General features: G+C 62.6%; 15 protein-coding genes. 1 reads left to right on the top strand and 14 read right to left on the bottom strand.

Annotated elements, in window-relative coordinates; genetic code table 11:
- Nucleotides 1–174 precede the first annotated feature (174 nt).
- On the top strand, nt 175–1203 hold the full coding sequence (locus tag AB4Z24_RS06920; RefSeq protein WP_441706888.1) for a sensor histidine kinase: 1029 nt from the start codon (nt 175–177) through the stop codon (nt 1201–1203).
- A 17-nt stretch (nt 1204–1220) separates the two neighbouring features.
- On the opposite strand, the gene AB4Z24_RS06915 is transcribed toward AB4Z24_RS06920, so the two are convergent.
- The 14 genes from AB4Z24_RS06915 to AB4Z24_RS06850 all read right to left on the bottom strand — a co-directional run bounded on the left by AB4Z24_RS06915 (nt 1221) and on the right by AB4Z24_RS06850 (nt 16888).
- Nucleotides 1221–1733 carry a periplasmic heavy metal sensor gene (locus AB4Z24_RS06915; protein ID WP_441706886.1) on the bottom strand — a complete coding sequence of 171 codons (513 nt, stop codon included), beginning with the start codon at nt 1731–1733 and terminating at the stop codon, nt 1221–1223.
- Nucleotides 1730–2242, bottom strand: a complete 513-nt coding sequence (locus AB4Z24_RS06910; protein WP_441706884.1) for a hypothetical protein — start codon at nt 2240–2242, stop codon at nt 1730–1732. Before AB4Z24_RS06910 ends, AB4Z24_RS06915 begins: the two co-directional genes overlap by 4 nt.
- Before the next feature lie 20 nt (nt 2243–2262).
- A complete protein-coding gene (locus AB4Z24_RS06905; protein WP_441706882.1) occupies nt 2263–2895 on the bottom strand; it encodes a sigma-70 family RNA polymerase sigma factor in 633 nt (210 codons plus the stop codon).
- A 122-nt stretch (nt 2896–3017) separates the two neighbouring features.
- Entirely contained in the window at nt 3018–5972 is a 2955-nt protein-coding gene (locus AB4Z24_RS06900) for a bifunctional [glutamine synthetase] adenylyltransferase/[glutamine synthetase]-adenylyl-L-tyrosine phosphorylase (RefSeq protein WP_441706880.1), read from the bottom strand.
- A gap of 4 nt (nt 5973–5976) precedes the next feature.
- Nucleotides 5977–7425, bottom strand: coding sequence for an ATP-binding protein (locus AB4Z24_RS06895; protein ID WP_441706878.1), 1449 nt, complete (start codon nt 7423–7425; stop codon nt 5977–5979).
- Nucleotides 7409–8089: a response regulator transcription factor gene (locus tag AB4Z24_RS06890; protein ID WP_441706876.1), complete on the bottom strand. Its 681-nt coding sequence runs from the start codon at nt 8087–8089 to the stop codon at nt 7409–7411. The genes AB4Z24_RS06895 and AB4Z24_RS06890 overlap by 17 nt, the downstream gene beginning before the upstream one ends.
- 120 nt (nt 8090–8209) lie before the next feature.
- Nucleotides 8210–9808, bottom strand: coding sequence for a Do family serine endopeptidase (locus AB4Z24_RS06885; RefSeq protein ID WP_441706875.1), 1599 nt, complete (start codon nt 9806–9808; stop codon nt 8210–8212).
- 127 nt (nt 9809–9935) lie between these two features.
- Nucleotides 9936–10415 carry a cytochrome c-type biogenesis protein gene (locus tag AB4Z24_RS06880; protein WP_441706873.1) on the bottom strand — a complete coding sequence of 160 codons (480 nt, stop codon included), beginning with the start codon at nt 10413–10415 and terminating at the stop codon, nt 9936–9938.
- On the bottom strand, nt 10415–12394 hold the full coding sequence (locus tag AB4Z24_RS06875; RefSeq protein WP_441706871.1) for a heme lyase CcmF/NrfE family subunit: 1980 nt from the start codon (nt 12392–12394) through the stop codon (nt 10415–10417). Before AB4Z24_RS06875 ends, AB4Z24_RS06880 begins: the two co-directional genes overlap by 1 nt.
- Before the next feature lie 11 nt (nt 12395–12405).
- Nucleotides 12406–12876, bottom strand: coding sequence for a cytochrome c maturation protein CcmE (gene ccmE / locus AB4Z24_RS06870; protein ID WP_441706870.1), 471 nt, complete (start codon nt 12874–12876; stop codon nt 12406–12408).
- An 18-nt stretch (nt 12877–12894) separates the two neighbouring features.
- Nucleotides 12895–14061: a c-type cytochrome biogenesis protein CcmI gene (gene ccmI, locus AB4Z24_RS06865; protein ID WP_441706869.1), complete on the bottom strand. Its 1167-nt coding sequence runs from the start codon at nt 14059–14061 to the stop codon at nt 12895–12897.
- A 136-nt stretch (nt 14062–14197) separates the two neighbouring features.
- A complete protein-coding gene (locus AB4Z24_RS06860) occupies nt 14198–14689 on the bottom strand; it encodes an RT0821/Lpp0805 family surface protein (RefSeq protein ID WP_441706867.1) in 492 nt (163 codons plus the stop codon).
- 158 nt (nt 14690–14847) lie between these two features.
- Nucleotides 14848–16227 carry a sensor histidine kinase gene (locus AB4Z24_RS06855; RefSeq protein ID WP_441706865.1) on the bottom strand — a complete coding sequence of 460 codons (1380 nt, stop codon included), beginning with the start codon at nt 16225–16227 and terminating at the stop codon, nt 14848–14850.
- Entirely contained in the window at nt 16217–16888 is a 672-nt protein-coding gene (locus AB4Z24_RS06850) for a response regulator transcription factor (protein ID WP_441706863.1), read from the bottom strand. Before AB4Z24_RS06850 ends, AB4Z24_RS06855 begins: the two co-directional genes overlap by 11 nt.
- Nucleotides 16889–16941: the final 53 nt, after the last annotated feature.

Here is a 16941-nt window from a genome sequence, read left to right as displayed (position 1 = left end):
GCGGCTCTTATGCTCAGGCTGCCGTCATCGGAACAAAATTGATTCCTTCGCGATTTTTTCTCCCTCGACAGGTGAGTCGCAAATCGGCGATTGTCGAATCACGCTCGAGGACATGATCGTCCAACGCTTTTTTGGGGCCGGGCACTTAGACAAAACTCAGCGAAGGAATTCGAGATGGCTCGGACTTGGTCCGTTCCTCAACGGGAGAGCTTTGCCGGCTTCAGCGGCTCGCGGCATCCGTCTGCCGGCGAGGTCGGGAACGGGACCGGCTTCTCGCGGCGCGGGCTGATTTTGCTGTTTGCCGGTCTTCTCACCGGGGCTGGCGCGGTCGTCCCGCAGCTCGACCCGGATCAACTTTCGACTTTTCTGTTCGTTGTAGGCGCTGGCCTTGCCGCGATGGTGGTCGTGCTCCCGGCTCAGAGTTCCAGGCAGCAAGACAAGCGCACTCCGCGCGATCCGCAAACCTCTTCACAGCCGTCTGCCTTCGACGCGCGCGGCGGGCAAGTCCGCCTTCCGGAACTTTTCGGTGGCGGAGCTGCGGACACCGCTCTCGACCGGGCAGCGTGGGCTAAGCTCACAGCGCACATGAGCCACGAACTCAGAACCCCGCTCAACGCGGTGCTGGGCTTCTCGGAGATCATGACGAAAGAAGTCTTCGGTCCGCTTGGTTCGAACTACGGCCCCTACGCCCGGGACATTCATGCGAGCGGCCGTATCCTGCTCAAAAGCGCCGAGGATGCGCTCGCGATCACGGCACTCCTGACGGCTCCCGAATGCCAGGGCCGTCGGACGAGCCGCCTCACATCTGTCCTTGATGAAGCGTGTGCCTTTGCAGCGCCCGACCTCGCGGCGCGCTCGATTTCACTCGTCAGGGACATTGACGACGGCTGCGATATTCTCGGCGACCATCAGGCCATGCGGCAGTTGCTGATCAATCTCATCAGCGAGGCCGTCCGTAACGGCACCTCGGATTGCGCGCTTCGGATCGAAACAAAATCTCGCCCGGGCGCGATCGATGTTTCGCTCGCCATTCGCGCAGATAAGACAGGCGCGACGCGCGAAGATGGTTTCGGCATGATCCTGGCGCGCACGCTCTCGGAGCTTTCGGGCGCGGAACTTACGACATCAGCGGCCGACGGCGAGTGCCGATGGATCGTGCGCCTGCTTCCAGCGGCACAGCACGATCTCTTCCTGGCCGCCTGAGGCAGCCGCGCCGTTACTCACTCCGGCTTGGCGCCATCCTTTGCAGGCTCGCCTTGCGATCTCAGTACGTTTGGACGGCGCTTCTCGCGCCAGGACTGCAGAATTTTCCGTTCCTCGGGGCTGAGGCTTGCGGCCGTTTCCGCCAAGGCGTTGTTGAGAGCCGTCTTATAGGCGTTCTCCGTCTCGCGCAGTTTGGCCAATGCCTCTGCGAACTTCGCTTTGTCGAACGGTTCTTCCGTCAACATCGCATTGGCGTCGATCCATGACTTTCTGACGTTGACCCGGAGGTCCTTCATCGCCGCCCGCGCGCCCGTGATCTCGTTCCTGACCGCGTCCTGACGGTTTTCAGGGAGCTGTCTCACGAAGGCCAACAGACCAGGCTCGTTGGCGGACTGGCTTTTCTGGAAATGATGCCAGGCAGCGGCGGCAAACAAGCCGACAAACAAGAGGTTCAGCGCGAGCGACGCGATGAGGGCCGGATAGAGGTATCCTGGGCGAGCAGGCGCAAGTTTATTGACTTCGACCGTCACAGCAGATCCTCATCCAGCAAAACATCAGCATCGTCTGACTGCGCAATTCGGGTGCTGCTGGCGTTCGCATTGCCGCCGAGAAGGGCGTCGGCGCTCGAGTTCAGCACATTCAATTGACCTGCAAACACGCCAAGCACCAACGAGGCCGCAAGCGCGGTTGCGGCGAAGCCATGATGACGCCGCTGCCAGCTCCACGCGGCTGGGCGCCCGGAGAATCCGCGAGCGACGCTCGAACGGTTCGTCACGATGCGTGGCTGACGTTCCGCCGTCGCCATGATCCGCTGGCTCAAGCCGTCGAGGCGGCTCTGGTCATACTGCGGGGCCTTATCGAGCAGGCGATCAAAAGCCTCGGCGTCCCGCAGCATTCTCTGCGCTTCGCTATTGCCTGCAATCAGGCCCGACAAGGCGAGCCGCAGGGGCGCCGGCCATCGCGTACGGTCCGCACCATATGCGTCGAGCGCGGCCTCCAGTTTGTCGAGCCCTACAGGGCCTAGACTATTCCGTGACATCGTTCTGCCGTCTCCCGCATTCAGAGTTCGCCATCATTACGCAGCGACTCCCAATCCGATCTCAGTTCCACCTTCAGCTGCCGCCGTGCCCGGCTGAGGAGCGATTCGACCGCTTCGTCGGATACTCCCATAACTTGCCCGATCTCGATCTGGCTCAGGCCCTCGAAGTGAAAGAGGGTCAGCGCCAACCGCTGCCGGTCAGGCAATTTCTGCATCGCCATCTCGACCCGGCGCTGCGTATCCTGGCTCTCGAGGCCCGCCAGCTGTCGCGCCGGCTCGGGGACCTCTGGCAATTCATCGACCACCTTCACCCTGCTCTGGCCGCGGACACGGTCGAGGCATAGGTTCGAGACCACTCGGCGCAGCCAAGGCCTTATGCCCGCCGGTCCAATTTCCAGCGTCGCGCTCGAGCGCCAAAGCCGCAAGAACGCCTCCTGCGCCGCATCTTCGGCCTCCGCATCATCCCGCAACATACGGCGCGCCACGGCGACAATGCCGCCAAGATGGCGCTCCATCAGCAGGCGGAACGCATCGCCGTCGCCGCTACCGACAGCGGCAACAAGCTCAACTTCGTCCGTCCGTGTCTCGGCCGTCAGCCGCGGAGCAGCTTGACCGCCGTCGGTCCTCGTCGCCGCCACTAATCCTCTCGACATGCCTGTTTAGCCTGCCTCGCGCCTCAACGCCGCGGATGGATGCGGCCCTAGGGCCCCGGATCCGTGTCGGTCATCGCAAGAACGTCATAACCTGCCACAATCCGTCGCCGGAGTGCAAAGGCCTATGCAATCAGGCGGTTAAACGCCGCGTGGACCTCGCCAAGTGTCCGCTCCAGCTTCGTTTCCAGGTCCTGAAACGACGCCGTCGCCCCCGACCGGACGAGCAAAGCCTTAAGGCCTTCCGGGGCTTCCGCCGGCTCAAACCGGCCTTCAAGCGTCAACCGCAGCACCTGGGTCAGGTCTTGCAGGAGTTCGCCCGCCTCCGAGAGAAGACGATAGTCGGCCTCATTGATGACGCCCTCCGCGGCGGCGGCCGCGAGCGCGACAAGGGTCGTCTGACTGAGAATTCCCGGATGATCCGGGGCGTGGACGAGTTGGATATGCTGCGTAATGAACTCGAGGTCGACGAGCCCACCCCTCACCTGCTTCAGGTCCCAGATATCGGTCGTGGCTTTTTCGGCTTCGATGCGCTCGCGCATGTCGCGAATGTCGGCCGTGATTTTGACTGGATCGCGCTGCGCCGTCAGAACCTTGCGGATCTCGGCTTCGACGCGCGAACCCAACTCGCGGCTGCCCGCGATCACGCGTGCCCGCGTCAGAGCCATGTGCTCCCAGGTCCAGGCTTCGTTCGCCTGATAATTCGTGAAGCTCGACAGGCGCGTCGCGACGGGCCCCTGCTGTCCGGATGGACGAAGACGCATATCGACATCGTACAGGGCGCCTTCGGCGGTTCGTGCCGAAATGGCGGTGATGAGGCGCTGCGTCAGGCGCGTGTAGTACTGCGACGGGTATAACGGCTTGGCGCCGTCCGACTGCTCGGCATCGGCGTCGAAATCGTAGATCAGGATCAGATCTACGTCGGATGCTGCCGTCATTTCGCGGCCGCCGAGCTTGCCCATCGCGACGACGACGGCGGCTCCGCCCGGCACGCGGCCGTGGTCTTCCTCCATCTCGCGCGTGACCTCGGCGAAGAGCGCTCCAATCAGCCGCTCCGCGATGGTCGCGTAGGCGGCGCCCGCTTCGGTCGCCGAAATGCTGCCTGCCAGGATTCTGACGCCGACGAGAAATCCCTGTTCACTGCCGATCCGTCTCGCCGTGTCGAGAATTTCCTGCATTGGATCGCCGACGGCCGTGGCGCGCGCCGCTCGGAACGCCTTCATCACGAGGTCGTCGATGGCCGCGCCATTGAGGTCGCCGCCGTGAACCTGCGGATCGAGCACGGCGTCCAGCAGCCGGCGGCGACGTGAAAGAATGCTCGCCAGGCGCGGGGCGGAACCCATGATGTCGGCGAAGAGGCGGATCAGCCTTGGCTGCGCCTTCAGCAACGAGAAAAGCTGGACCCCCGACGGAAGCTCGGCGATGAAACGATCGAAGCTCGCAATCGCGGCGTCGGGATCGACGGTATCGGCGAGCGCTTCGATCAAGAGTGGCTGCACTTCCGTCAAGCGTTCACGAGCGCGCGGCGATCTCACAGCGGGCGAGCGGCCATGATGCCAGCCCCGCACGATCGCCAACACTTGCGCGGGTTGCGAATAGCCGAGGCGCTTCAGCTCCGCGAGCGTGTGCGGATCGTCTTCCGCACCGGCGAAAACGAGGCTCGAACCTGCGGGCGTCAGTTGCGGCGCTTCTTCGAAGAGGCCATCGTAATGCTTCTCCACGGTCTCGAGCGTCGCCAGCAGCGCGCGCGAAAGCTCGGGCGTGCCGGCGTAGCCGGAGAAGCGTGCGAACGCATCGAGCGCAACCGGATTTGACGGCACCTCGTGCGTCTGCTCGTCGGCGATCATTTGCACGCGGTGTTCGAGGCGCCGCAAGTAGCGGTAGGCTTCGTCGAGGTCGGCGCGGACGTCGGCCTTCACCCACCCGCGCCGTTCGAGCGCCACCAAGGCGTCGAGCGTTGCGCGAACGCGGAGATCGGGCTGGCGGCCTCCAGCAATCAACTGCTGCGTTTGAGCAAAGAATTCGATCTCGCGAATGCCGCCGCGGCCGAGTTTGAGATTCTGGCCGGCGACGGATATGGCGCCTATGTCCTTGTGGGCATGGATCTGCCGCTTCATCGCATGGATGTCGGCGATCGCCGCGAAATCGAGATACTTCCTCCAAATGAATGGTGCGAGTTCGGCGAGAAATGTTTCGCCCGCTTCGAGGTCGCCCGCTACCGGCCGCGCCTTGATCATGGCGGAGCGTTCCCAGTTCTGGCCGACGGTTTCGTAATAGCCGTGCGCGGCGGCGGTGGAGAGCGCGATCTGCGTTGCGCCGGCGTCGGGCCGCAAACGGAGATCGGTGCGGAAGACGTAGCCGTCGGCTGTCCGCTCATCGAGCAGCAGCACGAGGTCGCGCGTGAGCCGCACGAAGAACGATTGCAAGTCGCCGTCGCCGATGAGGCGGGACTTGTCGCGGTCAAAGAAGACCGTCAAATCGATGTCGCTCGAATAATTGAGCTCGAAGGCGCCGTGCTTGCCCATGGCGAGCACGAAGTATCCGGACTCCCGCTCCGGCTCTTCGCTATCGAGCGGCTGCCAAAGCCCTCGCGCGGATGCGATGCGAAACAGGAAGCGCACGGCCGTCGCGGCGGCGGCGTCCGCGCATTCCGAAAGCGTCCGCGTCACGGTCATCACCGGCCAGACGCCCGCAAGGTCGGCGAACCCGGTCAGCAGCGCGATTTCCGACTTGTAGATGCGGAGCACGCGTTTGGCCGTGACGAGATCAGGCGCCTCGCGCATTCCGGCGGTCAGGACTTCGGTCGCCTTCCGGAAGCGCGCCTCGGGAGGCTCGCAAAGGATGCGCGCCAACCGAGCGAGATCCCGGTTCGCGAGCGCGGCAAGATAGGGCGAGCCGTCGAAAGTGCCTTTCAGCAGGCTTTCGACCTTCGGATCGCTTAGGAGGCCTGCGAGCGGTGGACAGGAACTTTCGGCTTCTGCCTTCAGCGCATTGAAGTGTTCAGAGCCGATGCCTCCTGGTGACGATTGCGGCCATTCGGCAATCTCAGCGGCGAGACTTGGGGAAACGATCTGATCCATAACCTCATTGTGCCGCAAGACCGGGCTCGGCGTCACCTTCCTGTTGCGGCGCTGCGATCAAGCATTTGTTCGACAGCAAGAGCACGACCCGCAATCCCGGCTGATTGTCTTCCAGGCGGATTTCGCCGTGATGGAGGCGGGCGACTGCCGCGACGAGGCTCAGACCCAGGCCGGTGCCCGGTTTGGTGCGGCTGGCTTCGAGCCGCACGAAGCGTTTCAGCGCTTTTTCCCGATCGGCGGCATCGATGCCCGGGCCATGGTCGCCGACGGAAATGGCGGGGCGTCCCTCCAGCAGGCAGGCCCGAACGGTGATAACGCTGCCGGGCTCGCCGCCGCGCGAGTATTTGATCGCGTTGTCGATGAGATTGGCAATCGCCTGTCCGATCAATTGCCGGTTGCCCGAGACGAACAGGCCCTGCTCGGTATCGATCGACAGGGCGAAGCCTGCCTCTTCGGCAGCCGGTGCGTAAAGCTCGCTGACGTCGCCGGCGAAGCGGCCGAGATCGAACGTCTCCGTACTTTCTTCCAGGGCTCCCGCTTCGAGACGGGCGATGAGAAGGAGCGCATTGAAGGTCTTGATCAGCTCGTCGGCCTTCTCGATCGTTCGCTCGAGGCCTTCGCGATAGGCTTCGCCGCCACGCGGATCGCGGAGCGCGGCCTCGGCCGAATTCCGCAAGCGGTTGAGCGGCGTCTTCAGATCGTGGGCAATGTTGTCGGAGACTTCGCGAAGGCCGCTCATCAGGTTTTCGATACGGTCCAGCATCTGGTTGAGGCTGGCCGCGAGGCTATCGAGCTCGCCTCCTTTGCCCGACGTCGGAATGCGGCGCGAAAGATCACCGTCCATAATCTGCCGGCTGGTCGCGGTGATTTCATCCATGCGATTGACGATGAGGCGGCTGACGGCGAGACCGCCGAGGAGGCCGAGGATCGACAGCACGCCAAATCCGAGAAGAAACGTGGTCCGGACGGAATCCGCAAACGCGCGCTGATCCTCGACGTCGCGGCCGATGATGAGACGCAGACCCGGTCCGAGATCGACGGGAATGGCGACCGCGAGATGCGTTTTCTCCCGGCCGCCCACCGTTTGCTGATAGGTGAAAACGCCGCCGTGTCCCTCAGCTTCGAGCTCGGGCGGAATGCGGTTGAGATTTCCGGCTATCTTCGTCCCGTTGGGATCGGCGAGATAATAAAGGCCGGTGCCTTGCGGACGGGAAAGAGCCGTTACGGTCTCGATCAATTTGCCTTGCCCGCCGACTTTCATTTCGGAGGTCAGGATGCGGGCTTCGCCGTTGAGCGTGGCAAGGACCTGTTCGGTCAGCAGATTGTTGGTCTGCCAGAAGAGAACGCCGACGACGATGGCGGCGGCGAACAGAAAAAAAGCTACCGCAAGCGCGCTCAGTCCAAAAGCTGTCGTCGAGGCCGCTTTCGCGACGCGGTCAAGCAGGGCCGTCACGAATTGTGTATCCTGCGCCCCGGACCGTGTGCAGCAATTGCCTGTCGAAATTCTTGTCGATCTTGGCGCGAAGGCGGGAAACGTGGACGTCGATGACGTTCGTTTGCGGATCGAAGTGATAATCCCAGACATGCTCGAGCAGCATCGTGCGCGTTACGACCTGACCGGCATGCTGCATGAGATATTCAAGCAGCCGATACTCGCGCGGCTGCAGAAGAATGTGCTCGCCTCCGCGCGTGACACGGTGCGAGAGACGATCGAGCACGAGATCGCCGACGGCGTAACGGGTTTGCTGCTCTTCCGGCGCCGTTCGCCGGCCGAGCGCTTCGACGCGTGCCAGGAGTTCGGAATAGGCGTAGGGCTTCGTCAGATAGTCGTCGCCGCCGGCACGCAGGCCCTTGACGCGATCGTCGACCTCGCCCAGCGCGGAGAGGATGAGCACGGGCGTGCGGTTGGCCTCTGCCCGCAGCGATTTGATCAGTGAGAGTCCGTCGAGGCGCGGCAGCATCCGGTCGACAATCAGGACGTCGTAGGCGCCCTCGGTCGCGAGCGCCAGCCCGGCTTCGCCATCATGCGCGAGATCAGCCGTATGGCCGTTCTCTTTCAAAGATTTCTGAAGGAAAAGCGCGGTTTCTTTATCGTCTTCTATCACGAGCACGCGCATGGTGTATGTCCGACTTTCGTCTTCTCTCCGCTCACTGTTTAGCTGGCCGTGCGGCGGACGTCGAGGCAGCCCCGCCGTTTGATCGACGGAGCTGCCCGAGTTCTTCATGGCTGGTTAACCTCAGCCTTTCTTGGAGCTGATCTGAACGGCAACGAAGCGCTTCTGATCCGACGACTTGATGTGGAGGAGAACCGCCGTGCGCTTCAGATCCTGGGCCTTCTTGACCCCTGAGAGGACGTCGTCCGGAGATCCGACCGTCTGGCCCGAAACCTCGAGGATCACGTCGCCCGGCTTCAGGCCCTTCTGAGCCGCATCCGAAGAGGGATCAACCTCGGCGATCGCAACGCCCTCGCCAGCGTCCTTGCCGGTACGGGCCGGCATCAACGTCAGGCCGAGCTGGCTCAGCTCGACGGACGACGGCTTGGCGTTATCGTCGTCGCTGTTGCCGTTGCTGTCGTCGTCGTTATCGCCTTTCATGGCCGCTTCGGCGTTCTTCGGGAACAGTCCGAGCTTCACCTTGATCGTTTGCTCGGCGTTGTTGCGCCAGACCTTGACGTCGACCGAGGTGTCGGGCGCGAGTTCGGCGATCTTTCGCGCGAGATCGCGACTGTCAGCAATCTTCTCGCCGTTCACCTGGATGATCGCGTCCTGGGCTTTGATGCCCGATTTCGCGGCCGGACCGTTCGGCGTCACTTCGCTGACGAGGGCGCCGTGCGCATCGGCAAGCCCAACGCTCGCGGCGGTGTCTTCATCGACGTTCTGAATCTTGACGCCGAGCCAGCCACGATTGACCGTGCCGCCAGCCTTCAGCTGCTGAACGACTTCCTTGACGGTTTTTGCGGGCACCGCGAAGGCGATGCCGACGTTGCCGCCCGACGGCGAGAAGATCGCGGTGTTCACACCGATGACTTCGCCGTTGATGTTGACCGTCGGACCACCCGAGTTGCCGCGGTTCACGGCGGCGTCGATCTGCAGATAATCGTAGGGACCAGAGCCGATATCGCGCGCCAGCGCCGAAACAATGCCTGCGGTGACGGTGCCCCCGAGGCCGAACGGATTGCCGACAGCGAGCGCCCAGTCACCGACGCGGGATTCCTTTTCCGCGAGCTTCAGCGTCGGGAATGTCTTGTTGCTCTCGATCTTGATGACGGCGATGTCGGTGCGCTGGTCGGTGCCGATCAGCTTGGCATCGTACTTCGTATCGTCATTGTCGAAAGTAACCTGGATCTTCGTCGCGCCGTCGATGACGTGATTGTTGGTCACGACGTAGCCATCAGGCGTGATGACGAAGCCTGAGCCCTGGCCTTGGACGATCTTCGGACGCTGCTCCTGCTGACCGAATTCCTTCGGCAGATTCTTGAAGAAGTCGTGGAGCGGATGATCCGGCGGCAAATCCGGAAGCGTGAAGCCCTTCTCGCCCTTGTCGCCTTTCTTGCCGCTCTTGTCGTTCGACGCGAGCTTGGAAGCGCCGCCATCGTTCACGACCGAGACAGAGACGACGGCCGGTTTGACCTTGTCGACGATGTCGGCAAACGAGATGGGCGCATTCCCGAACGGGGTCTGAATGGTTTGGCCAGCGGTATCGGCGAGAGCGGGAGAGGATGGCGTGAGGAGCCCAAAACCCACCACCGCTACGGCCGCCATGGCAAGCGACGCCGGCGCAATTCTTGAAGCTATTTTGTAAGGTGAGGTCGTCGACGTACGGCGGGGCAATCGCATCCCAAGGGTCTCCACATGAATAAAGGCTTCGCTAGCCTTAATACGAGGCGTAGCGAACACGGGATTACGGCAGCATGTCAGGGACGTTAACTGTTGGTAATCTAGCCTTCTGAGACGACGATTTCGGCTACTGCCGGTCGCTCGTAAGGATCGTGTCGAGCTTGGCTTTTTCCTGCTCGGTCAGTGGCGCGCTCGGATTGGATACATCCTTTTTCCCAGCGCGCAGAACCAGTGCGAGGCCACCGATCAGAACCAGGACGGGCGTCAACCAAAGCAGAAGCGTCGATAGCTCGAAACGCGGTTTCAAGAGAACGAATTCGCCGTAGCGGGCGACGACATAGTCGAGGACCTGCTGGTCGGAATCTTTTGCTTCGAGACGCTCGCGCACGAGCCGGCGGAGATCGCCCGCAAGCGGGGCGTCGCTGTCGTCGATCGACTGATTTTGACAGACGAGGCAGCGCAACTCGGCCGAGATCGTCCGGGCCCGCTGTTCGAGCGCGGGATCGGCGAGCATCTCGCCCGGCTGAACGGCAAGAGCGACCGGCGCGGCGGCGAAGACCGTCCAGACTGTCAAAAATGCGATTGCCGGAAAGCGTCGCAAAGGCATCACTCCGCAGGCACCGCAATGGATTGGCGCGCTTTCGCCGGCGCACCGACGCGCAAGCGCCGGTCGGATAGCGAGATGCCGCCGCCAATGAACATGATCAACGCGCCGAGCCAGATGAAGCGTACGAGCGGATTGAAATAGGCTCTGACGGCATAACCACCACCGGGCTGCGGATCGCCGATGACGAGATAGAGATCGCCACGCCAAGCGGCGTAAATGCCGGACTCCGTCGTCGATTGCGGCGGGGCGTCGTAGAGGCGCTTCGAAGGCGTGAGCCGCGCGACCGTATCACCATCGCGCTTCACATCGAAGTCGGCGATGTCTTCGACGTAGTTCGGTCCTCGGGCACGCTCGATGCCGGTAAAGGTTACGTTGTAGCCATTTACGGCCAGCTTCTCACCCGGCTTCATCGCCTGGATATGCTCTTCGCGATAGGCGCTCGTGGCGACGATGCCGACGACGAGCATGCCGATGCCGAAGTGGGCCAACAGCGTGCCGTAGGCCGACCGTGGCAGATTTTTCGCTCGTCGGAAGATTTCATCGAAGCCTGCTGAGGCGACTTTCACTCTGTTCGCCCATTCAATCACGGCACCCGCCATCACGTAGACGCCGAGGGCGATGCCGAACGGAGCGAGCCAGGGTCCGCGATACTCGGCGGCGAATACGGCGACGAGGCCGACCAGAGCCGTCCCAAAAGCAAACGCCAGACGTTGCATCGCTCCGGCGAAGTCACCGCGCTTCCAGGCCAACATCGGTCCGATCGGCAGCGCGATGAGCAGCGGGATCATCAGCGGGCCGAACGTCATGTTGAAGAACGGCGGACCGACGGAAATCTTCTCGCCCGTCAATCCTTCGAGCGCCATCGGATAGAGCGTGCCGACGAGCACCGTCGCGGCCGCCGTCACCAGCAGGAGGTTGTTGAGAACGAGGCTGCCTTCGCGGCTGATCGGCTGGAAGAGGCCGCCGGCCTGCATATCCCTGGCGCGGAAAGCAAAGAGCGCGAGACCGCCGCCGGTAAAGAGAACCAGGATGGCAAGAATGAAGACGCCGCGCGCCGGATCGACTGCGAACGAATGGACCGACGTCAGCACGCCCGAGCGGACGATGAACGTGCCCATCAGCGACAGCGAGAACGTCAGGATCGCGAGCAGCACGGTCCAGATCTTCAGCGCTTCGCGCTTTTCCATCACGAGTGCGGAATGCAGAAGCGCGGTTCCCGCGAGCCACGGCATGAAGGACGCGTTCTCAACGGGGTCCCAGAACCACCAACCGCCCCAGCCGAGTTCGTAATAGGCCCACCACGAGCCCATCGCGATGCCGATCGTCAGAAACATCCAGGCGGCGAGTGTCCACGGCCGTACCCAGCGCGCCCAGGCCGCGTCGATGCGGCCTTCGATCAGCGCGGCGATTGCGAACGAGAACGCAATCGAGAAGCCGACGTAGCCCGTGTAGAGAAATGGCGGATGGAACGCGAGCGCGGGGTCCTGCAGGATCGGGTTCAAGCCGCGCCCGTCGGCCGGTGCCGGATCGAGGCGGGCGAAGGGATTGGACGTCAGCAGCGAGAAAAGCAAAAACGCCACCGCGATCGACGCCTGCACGGCAAGAACGCGGGCTTTCAGCGTCACCGGAAGATTGTTGCCGAAGACCGCGACGGCTGCACCGAAGAGCGCCAGGATCAACACCCAGAGCAGCATCGAGCCTTCATGATTGCCCCAGACGCCCGCCATCTTGTAGATCAGCGGCTTCGTTGAATGGGAATTTTCGGCGACGTTCAGAACCGAGAAGTCGGACGTCACGTAGGCGTGCATCAATGCGAAGAAGGCGATGGCGATCAGAAAGAGCTGAGAGACAGCCGCGGGATCCGCGACGCGCATCATCCGCTCGTCCTTGATGGAGGCGCCGATTGCAGGAACGATGACCTGCACGACGGCAACCAGCAAAGCCAGGATCAGCGCGAAATGTCCGAATTCTACAAACACAGCAAATCCTTCTAGGGCATCGATGCCTTCAACTGACCCGGATGGGCGCTGGCTCCGAGTTTGACGCCTTTCGCTTCGAGCGCCTTCGCGACGTCGCGCGGCATATAATTTTCATCATGCTTCGCCAGCACGCTGTCGGCTTTGAAGTTGCCGTTGGCGTCGAGCGTGCCTTCGGCGACGACGCCCTGGCCTTCCTTGAACAGATCAGGCAGCACGCCGGTAAAGGTCACCGGAATTTCTTTGAGTGTATCGGTTACTTTGAACGTAATGGTCGTCCCCTGCCCGCGAACGACAGATCCGTGCTCGACCAATCCGCCGAGGCGGATGCGCTGGCCGGGCGGAACTCCCTTTTCGGCGATGTCGCTCGGCGTATGGAAAAAGACGATGCTGTCCTTCAGCGCGAAGAGCACCAAGACGAGCGCGACCGCGAGCGTCGCAACACCGCCGCCGATCAGAACTCCGCGCTTTTGCTTTCGCGTCATTGGTCATCCTGCATTGCGTTAGCTCCCGAGGCCGAGCTGACGCGCCAAGCTGTCGACCTTGGCCAGGCCCACCTCATTGCCTTTGAGGTTGGCACGGGCATCGGTCAAAGCTTTGACCGCATCATCGCGGCGGCCGAGAACCTGATAGGCGCGTATCAATTTAACCCAGCCTTCGGCATCGCTTCCATCGGACTTAAGACGGGATGCGAGATTATCGACCATACGCGTGATGAACGCCTCCCGTTCCTCCGGGTTCATGCTCATGATCGCGGCGGCATTGGGATTGTCGGCGGGCGCAGAAGCCGCTGTAGCGGCGGCTGCCGGGCCGGGTGCAGGAGCACCGCCCGAGTCCTTGCCGAGGTTTGCGAGGCGATCTTCAAGAGCCTTACGCCAGGGCGCGTGTTCCGGCGCTTCGTCGATGAGCTTGCGATAGTCCGCGGCGGCTTCCTGCAGGCGGCCGTCCTGCTCCTTGGCGAGCGCCAGCCAAATGCGCGGCTCGGTCGCGTTCGGCTCGATCTGCAGAACCCGTTCGAGAGCCTTGCGCGCATCTTCCGGGACGATGCCGTTCTCGATGTGGATGCGCGCGTTGGCGAAGCCTTGGAGACGCCGCGGTGTTTCGCCGATCAGGCGAATGGCGTTCTGGTAGGCGGTCGCGGCGCCGGCGTATTGACCGGTTGCGTAGTACACCGGCGCGATCACATCCCATCCGGTGCCGTCTTCGGGATGCTCTCTGAGGCGTTCTTCGACCTTGGCGATCAGGTCGTTGGGTTTGTTCGAGTCCGTTGCCGCAGCGAGACGATCGCTCAAGGGCTGTCCGGGCAGGCCGGGCGCGCCGTAGACCAGATAAAGCGCCAAGCTCGCGAGCGGCAGGGCGATCGAGGTGGCAATCGACACCGTTTTGATAAATCGATTTTGGCCGGCCGCGCGAGATGAAGGTTCGGGTCGCGAACTGCCCTCGGCTGCGCGCAAAATCCGGCGGCCGATCTCGGCGCGCGCACTTTCCGCCTCGGCAACGCCGAGCGTACCTCGCGCCTCGTCGGCTGCGATCTCTTTGAGTTGATCCTTGTAGACGGCGATATCGGCGTCGCCCGCGTTCGTCGCCGGCGTGGACGGGCGCATCAGCGGCCGCGTAATGGCGAGCGTCACGGCTGCCACCAATCCGGCCACTAGAATCCAAAAAACCATTGCGCCGCGATCCTCAAGCTTCGCTGCAGGGAATAGGATCGCACGTCTGCCGAGGCAAGCCGGCAAAGGTCAGGCCTGCCCATCTGTCGCGGACTAGATTAACTTCGCGAAAGACACGAGTTGACGCTGCAGCGCGTCAACCAACGTTCTGCCAGGTTCCGTCAGCGCTCCGGCAGGCGGTGCCATGCATCTGCTGCGGCCGTCCGTCGATGTAAATCGTGTGCGTGTAATCCCGGCAATCGGCAACGCCACGCTTGTAGGGCCTGCTCGGAACGATTTCGCCGTAGTGACCGGTGTCGGGATCGCGCCACTGGCGCGGGTTGCCGGACTGTCCGCGCTCGAGGGCGTCGTATTCCGCTTCCTGTGCGTAGCGGCGGTCGCGCTCGTCGAGGCTCTTGCCGATCTGGCTGCCGACGATGCCGCCGATGACGGCGCCGCCAATGGTGGCCGCGACCTTGCCGCCCTCACCTTTGCCGATCGAATTTCCGAGGACACCGCCGGCGATGCTGCCGAGAACAAGGCCGGTGCTCGTGTTGTCCACTCCGCCTTGGCCGTTGCTGCAGGCACAAAGCAAGACAGCTGCCATCAACGGCAGCGAAAAGCGCGCGATGCGCATGGTAAACCCCATTCCTGGCCCATCCCAGACACGCCGCTGGCCCCCCACCGGCGCACAGTCCCGCTTATTCGCTAGACCGATATTGTGCCTTCGACAAGGCGGAAATCCACCACAATTCGGGCAAATCCCCATCCGCTTGTGGTGTTGCGCTGCGGCATCGGCCCGATCTGTCAGGCTGCAGGAAGCTCAATGATGGCTTTCAGCCCACCATGCTCGGAGGCGTCGAGCCGGAGCTTTCCCCGATAGGACGCGGCGAGATCGGAAACGATCGAAAGCCCGAGGCCCGACCCTGGTTTGCTCTCGTCGAGCCTAAGTCCGCGCTTGCCGATCTTGGCTCTCTGCTCAGGCGAGAGACCCGGCCCGTCGTCTTGGACGGTAATCCTGAGCTTTCTGCGGCTCGTCGTTTCAGGGTTATTGACGACCGCCGTCAGGTAGACGCGAGCCTGCCCCCACTTGCAGGCGTTATCGAGCAGGTTGCCGAGCATTTCTTCCAGGTCCTGCTTCTCGCCTTGAAACTTGGCGCCCGGCTGAACGGTGTAATCGATCGAGATGCCTTTTTCCCGGTGAATGCGTTCGATCGCCATGACAAGCGCTTCGGCGACCGCCTCGACGGACGTGACGCGGCCGATGGTATTCGTCCTCGCGGCAATGCGCGCGCGATCGAGATAGTGGGTAATCTGATCGCGCATCAGATGCGCCTGCTCGGCGACCTTGGAGCCGAACGCAGTCTTGTCCTCGCGCGCCTCGTTGGTGATGACGGCAAGCGGCGTTTTCAATGCATGCGCGAGATTGCCGACCTGCGTCCGGGCGCGATCGATGATGTCCTGGTTTGACTCGATCAGCGCGTTGAGCTCGGTCTGCAGCGGCTCGATTTCGGCCGGCAGCTTGCCTTCCAGCCGCTCGACCTGACCTGACCGGATACTCGCCAGTCCGCGCTCGATCCGGCGCAAAGGCAGAAGGCCGAAGCGAACCTGGAAGACGGTTGCCGCCAGGAGGCCCAGTCCAACGAGAGAAAGCGCGCTCGTCAGGCGCGCGCGGAATTTGGCGACCGTCTCCTCGAACCAATCCATGGGACCGGCCACCATGATCGAATACTTCGTCTTTTCGGGATCGTGACCGGGGGAATCGATGAATTCGAGGATGCGGATCGTGGAGCCTGTTGGTCCCGGGACGTTCATCCAGCGCGTACCAGTATCGTCGGTCGGGAACTTCCGGTCATACGGGGACGGCAGCATCGCGGTCGCCAGTGACGGCGAGACGAGCGTGCGGCCCGGCGCACCATCGATCGGCCGGATCTGCCAATACCAGCCGGACTGCGTGACTTCGAAAAGGGGTTCGTAAAGGTTCGGCGGGTTGACGGGCTCATCGCCCATCGTGCTCATGCTGTCGATCGTGATTTGCGTCAGCAGCTTTTTCAACTGAGCGTCGAAGCTCAGCTGCACGTCGTCCCGGTAGAGCGCATAAATGATGTAGCCCGCGAGCGGCAGCGCCAGAAGCGTCCACGCTGCCGATGTTGCAAAGAGGCGCAGCGCAAGTGAGTTAAGCCTCATCCGGTCCTTGGCTCATGCGGTATCCCAGACCGCGGACCGTCTGGATCACGTCGCCGGGAATCTTCTTCCGCAGCCGGCCGATAAATACTTCGATCGTGTTCGAATCGCGATCAAAATCCTGATCGTAGAGATGTTCGACCAGTTCGGTCCGCGAAACCACGCGGCCGTTGTGGTGCATCAAGTAGGCCAGCAGGCGGAATTCGTGCGAGGTCAGCTTGACCGGCAAGCCTTCGCAGGTGACGCGCGCCGATTTCGTATCGAGACGCACCGGACCACATTCGATTTCGGATTTCGCATGGCCCGAAGCCCGGCGGACCTGGGCGCGGACGCGCGCAAGCAGCTCCTCCATGTGAAAGGGCTTCGCCAAATAATCGTCGGCACCGGCATCCATACCGGCGACCTTGTCGCTCCAGCGGTCGCGAGCGGTCAGGATGATGACCGGCATCTTGCGGTCGCTTCGCCGCCACTGCTCGAGGACCGATATGCCGTCCATTTTGGGCAAACCGATATCGAGAATGACGATGTCGTAGGGCTCGGTATCGCCAAGAAAGTAACCTTCTTCGCCATCGGCTGCCCTATCGACGGCAAACCCGGCGTCCTCCAGAGCCGTCGAAAGCTGGCGGTTCAGGTCCTTGTCATCTTCTACGACGAGAGCTCGCACGGCATCCCCCTCCCCTCATGCACCGCTTGCGGCCAGACGGAAATCCCGTCGAG

The organism is Hyphomicrobium sp. 2TAF46, assembly GCF_052114865.1.
In the GTDB taxonomy this organism is placed as follows: Bacteria; Pseudomonadota; Alphaproteobacteria; order Rhizobiales; family Hyphomicrobiaceae; genus Hyphomicrobium_B.
This window is presented reverse-complemented; position numbering and strand designations above follow the sequence as displayed.

Excerpts from the sequence above, each read along its gene's own strand:
- AB4Z24_RS06885 (WP_441706875.1), bottom strand. The coding sequence starts at position 9,808 with ATGCGATTGCCCCGCCGTACGTCGACGACCTCACCTTACAAAATAGCT.
- AB4Z24_RS06910 (WP_441706884.1), bottom strand. The coding sequence starts at position 2,242 with ATGTCACGGAATAGTCTAGGCCCTGTAGGGCTCGACAAACTGGAGGCC.
- AB4Z24_RS06855 (WP_441706865.1), bottom strand. The coding sequence starts at position 16,227 with ATGAGGCTTAACTCACTTGCGCTGCGCCTCTTTGCAACATCGGCAGCG.
- ccmI (WP_441706869.1), bottom strand. The coding sequence starts at position 14,061 with ATGGTTTTTTGGATTCTAGTGGCCGGATTGGTGGCAGCCGTGACGCTC.
- ccmE (WP_441706870.1), bottom strand. The coding sequence starts at position 12,876 with ATGACGCGAAAGCAAAAGCGCGGAGTTCTGATCGGCGGCGGTGTTGCG.
- AB4Z24_RS06900 (WP_441706880.1), bottom strand. The coding sequence starts at position 5,972 with ATGGATCAGATCGTTTCCCCAAGTCTCGCCGCTGAGATTGCCGAATGG.
- AB4Z24_RS06920 (WP_441706888.1), top strand. The coding sequence starts at position 175 with ATGGCTCGGACTTGGTCCGTTCCTCAACGGGAGAGCTTTGCCGGCTTC.
- AB4Z24_RS06860 (WP_441706867.1), bottom strand. The coding sequence starts at position 14,689 with ATGGGGTTTACCATGCGCATCGCGCGCTTTTCGCTGCCGTTGATGGCA.
- AB4Z24_RS06890 (WP_441706876.1), bottom strand. The coding sequence starts at position 8,089 with ATGCGCGTGCTCGTGATAGAAGACGATAAAGAAACCGCGCTTTTCCTT.
- AB4Z24_RS06880 (WP_441706873.1), bottom strand. The coding sequence starts at position 10,415 with ATGCCTTTGCGACGCTTTCCGGCAATCGCATTTTTGACAGTCTGGACG.
- AB4Z24_RS06905 (WP_441706882.1), bottom strand. The coding sequence starts at position 2,895 with ATGTCGAGAGGATTAGTGGCGGCGACGAGGACCGACGGCGGTCAAGCT.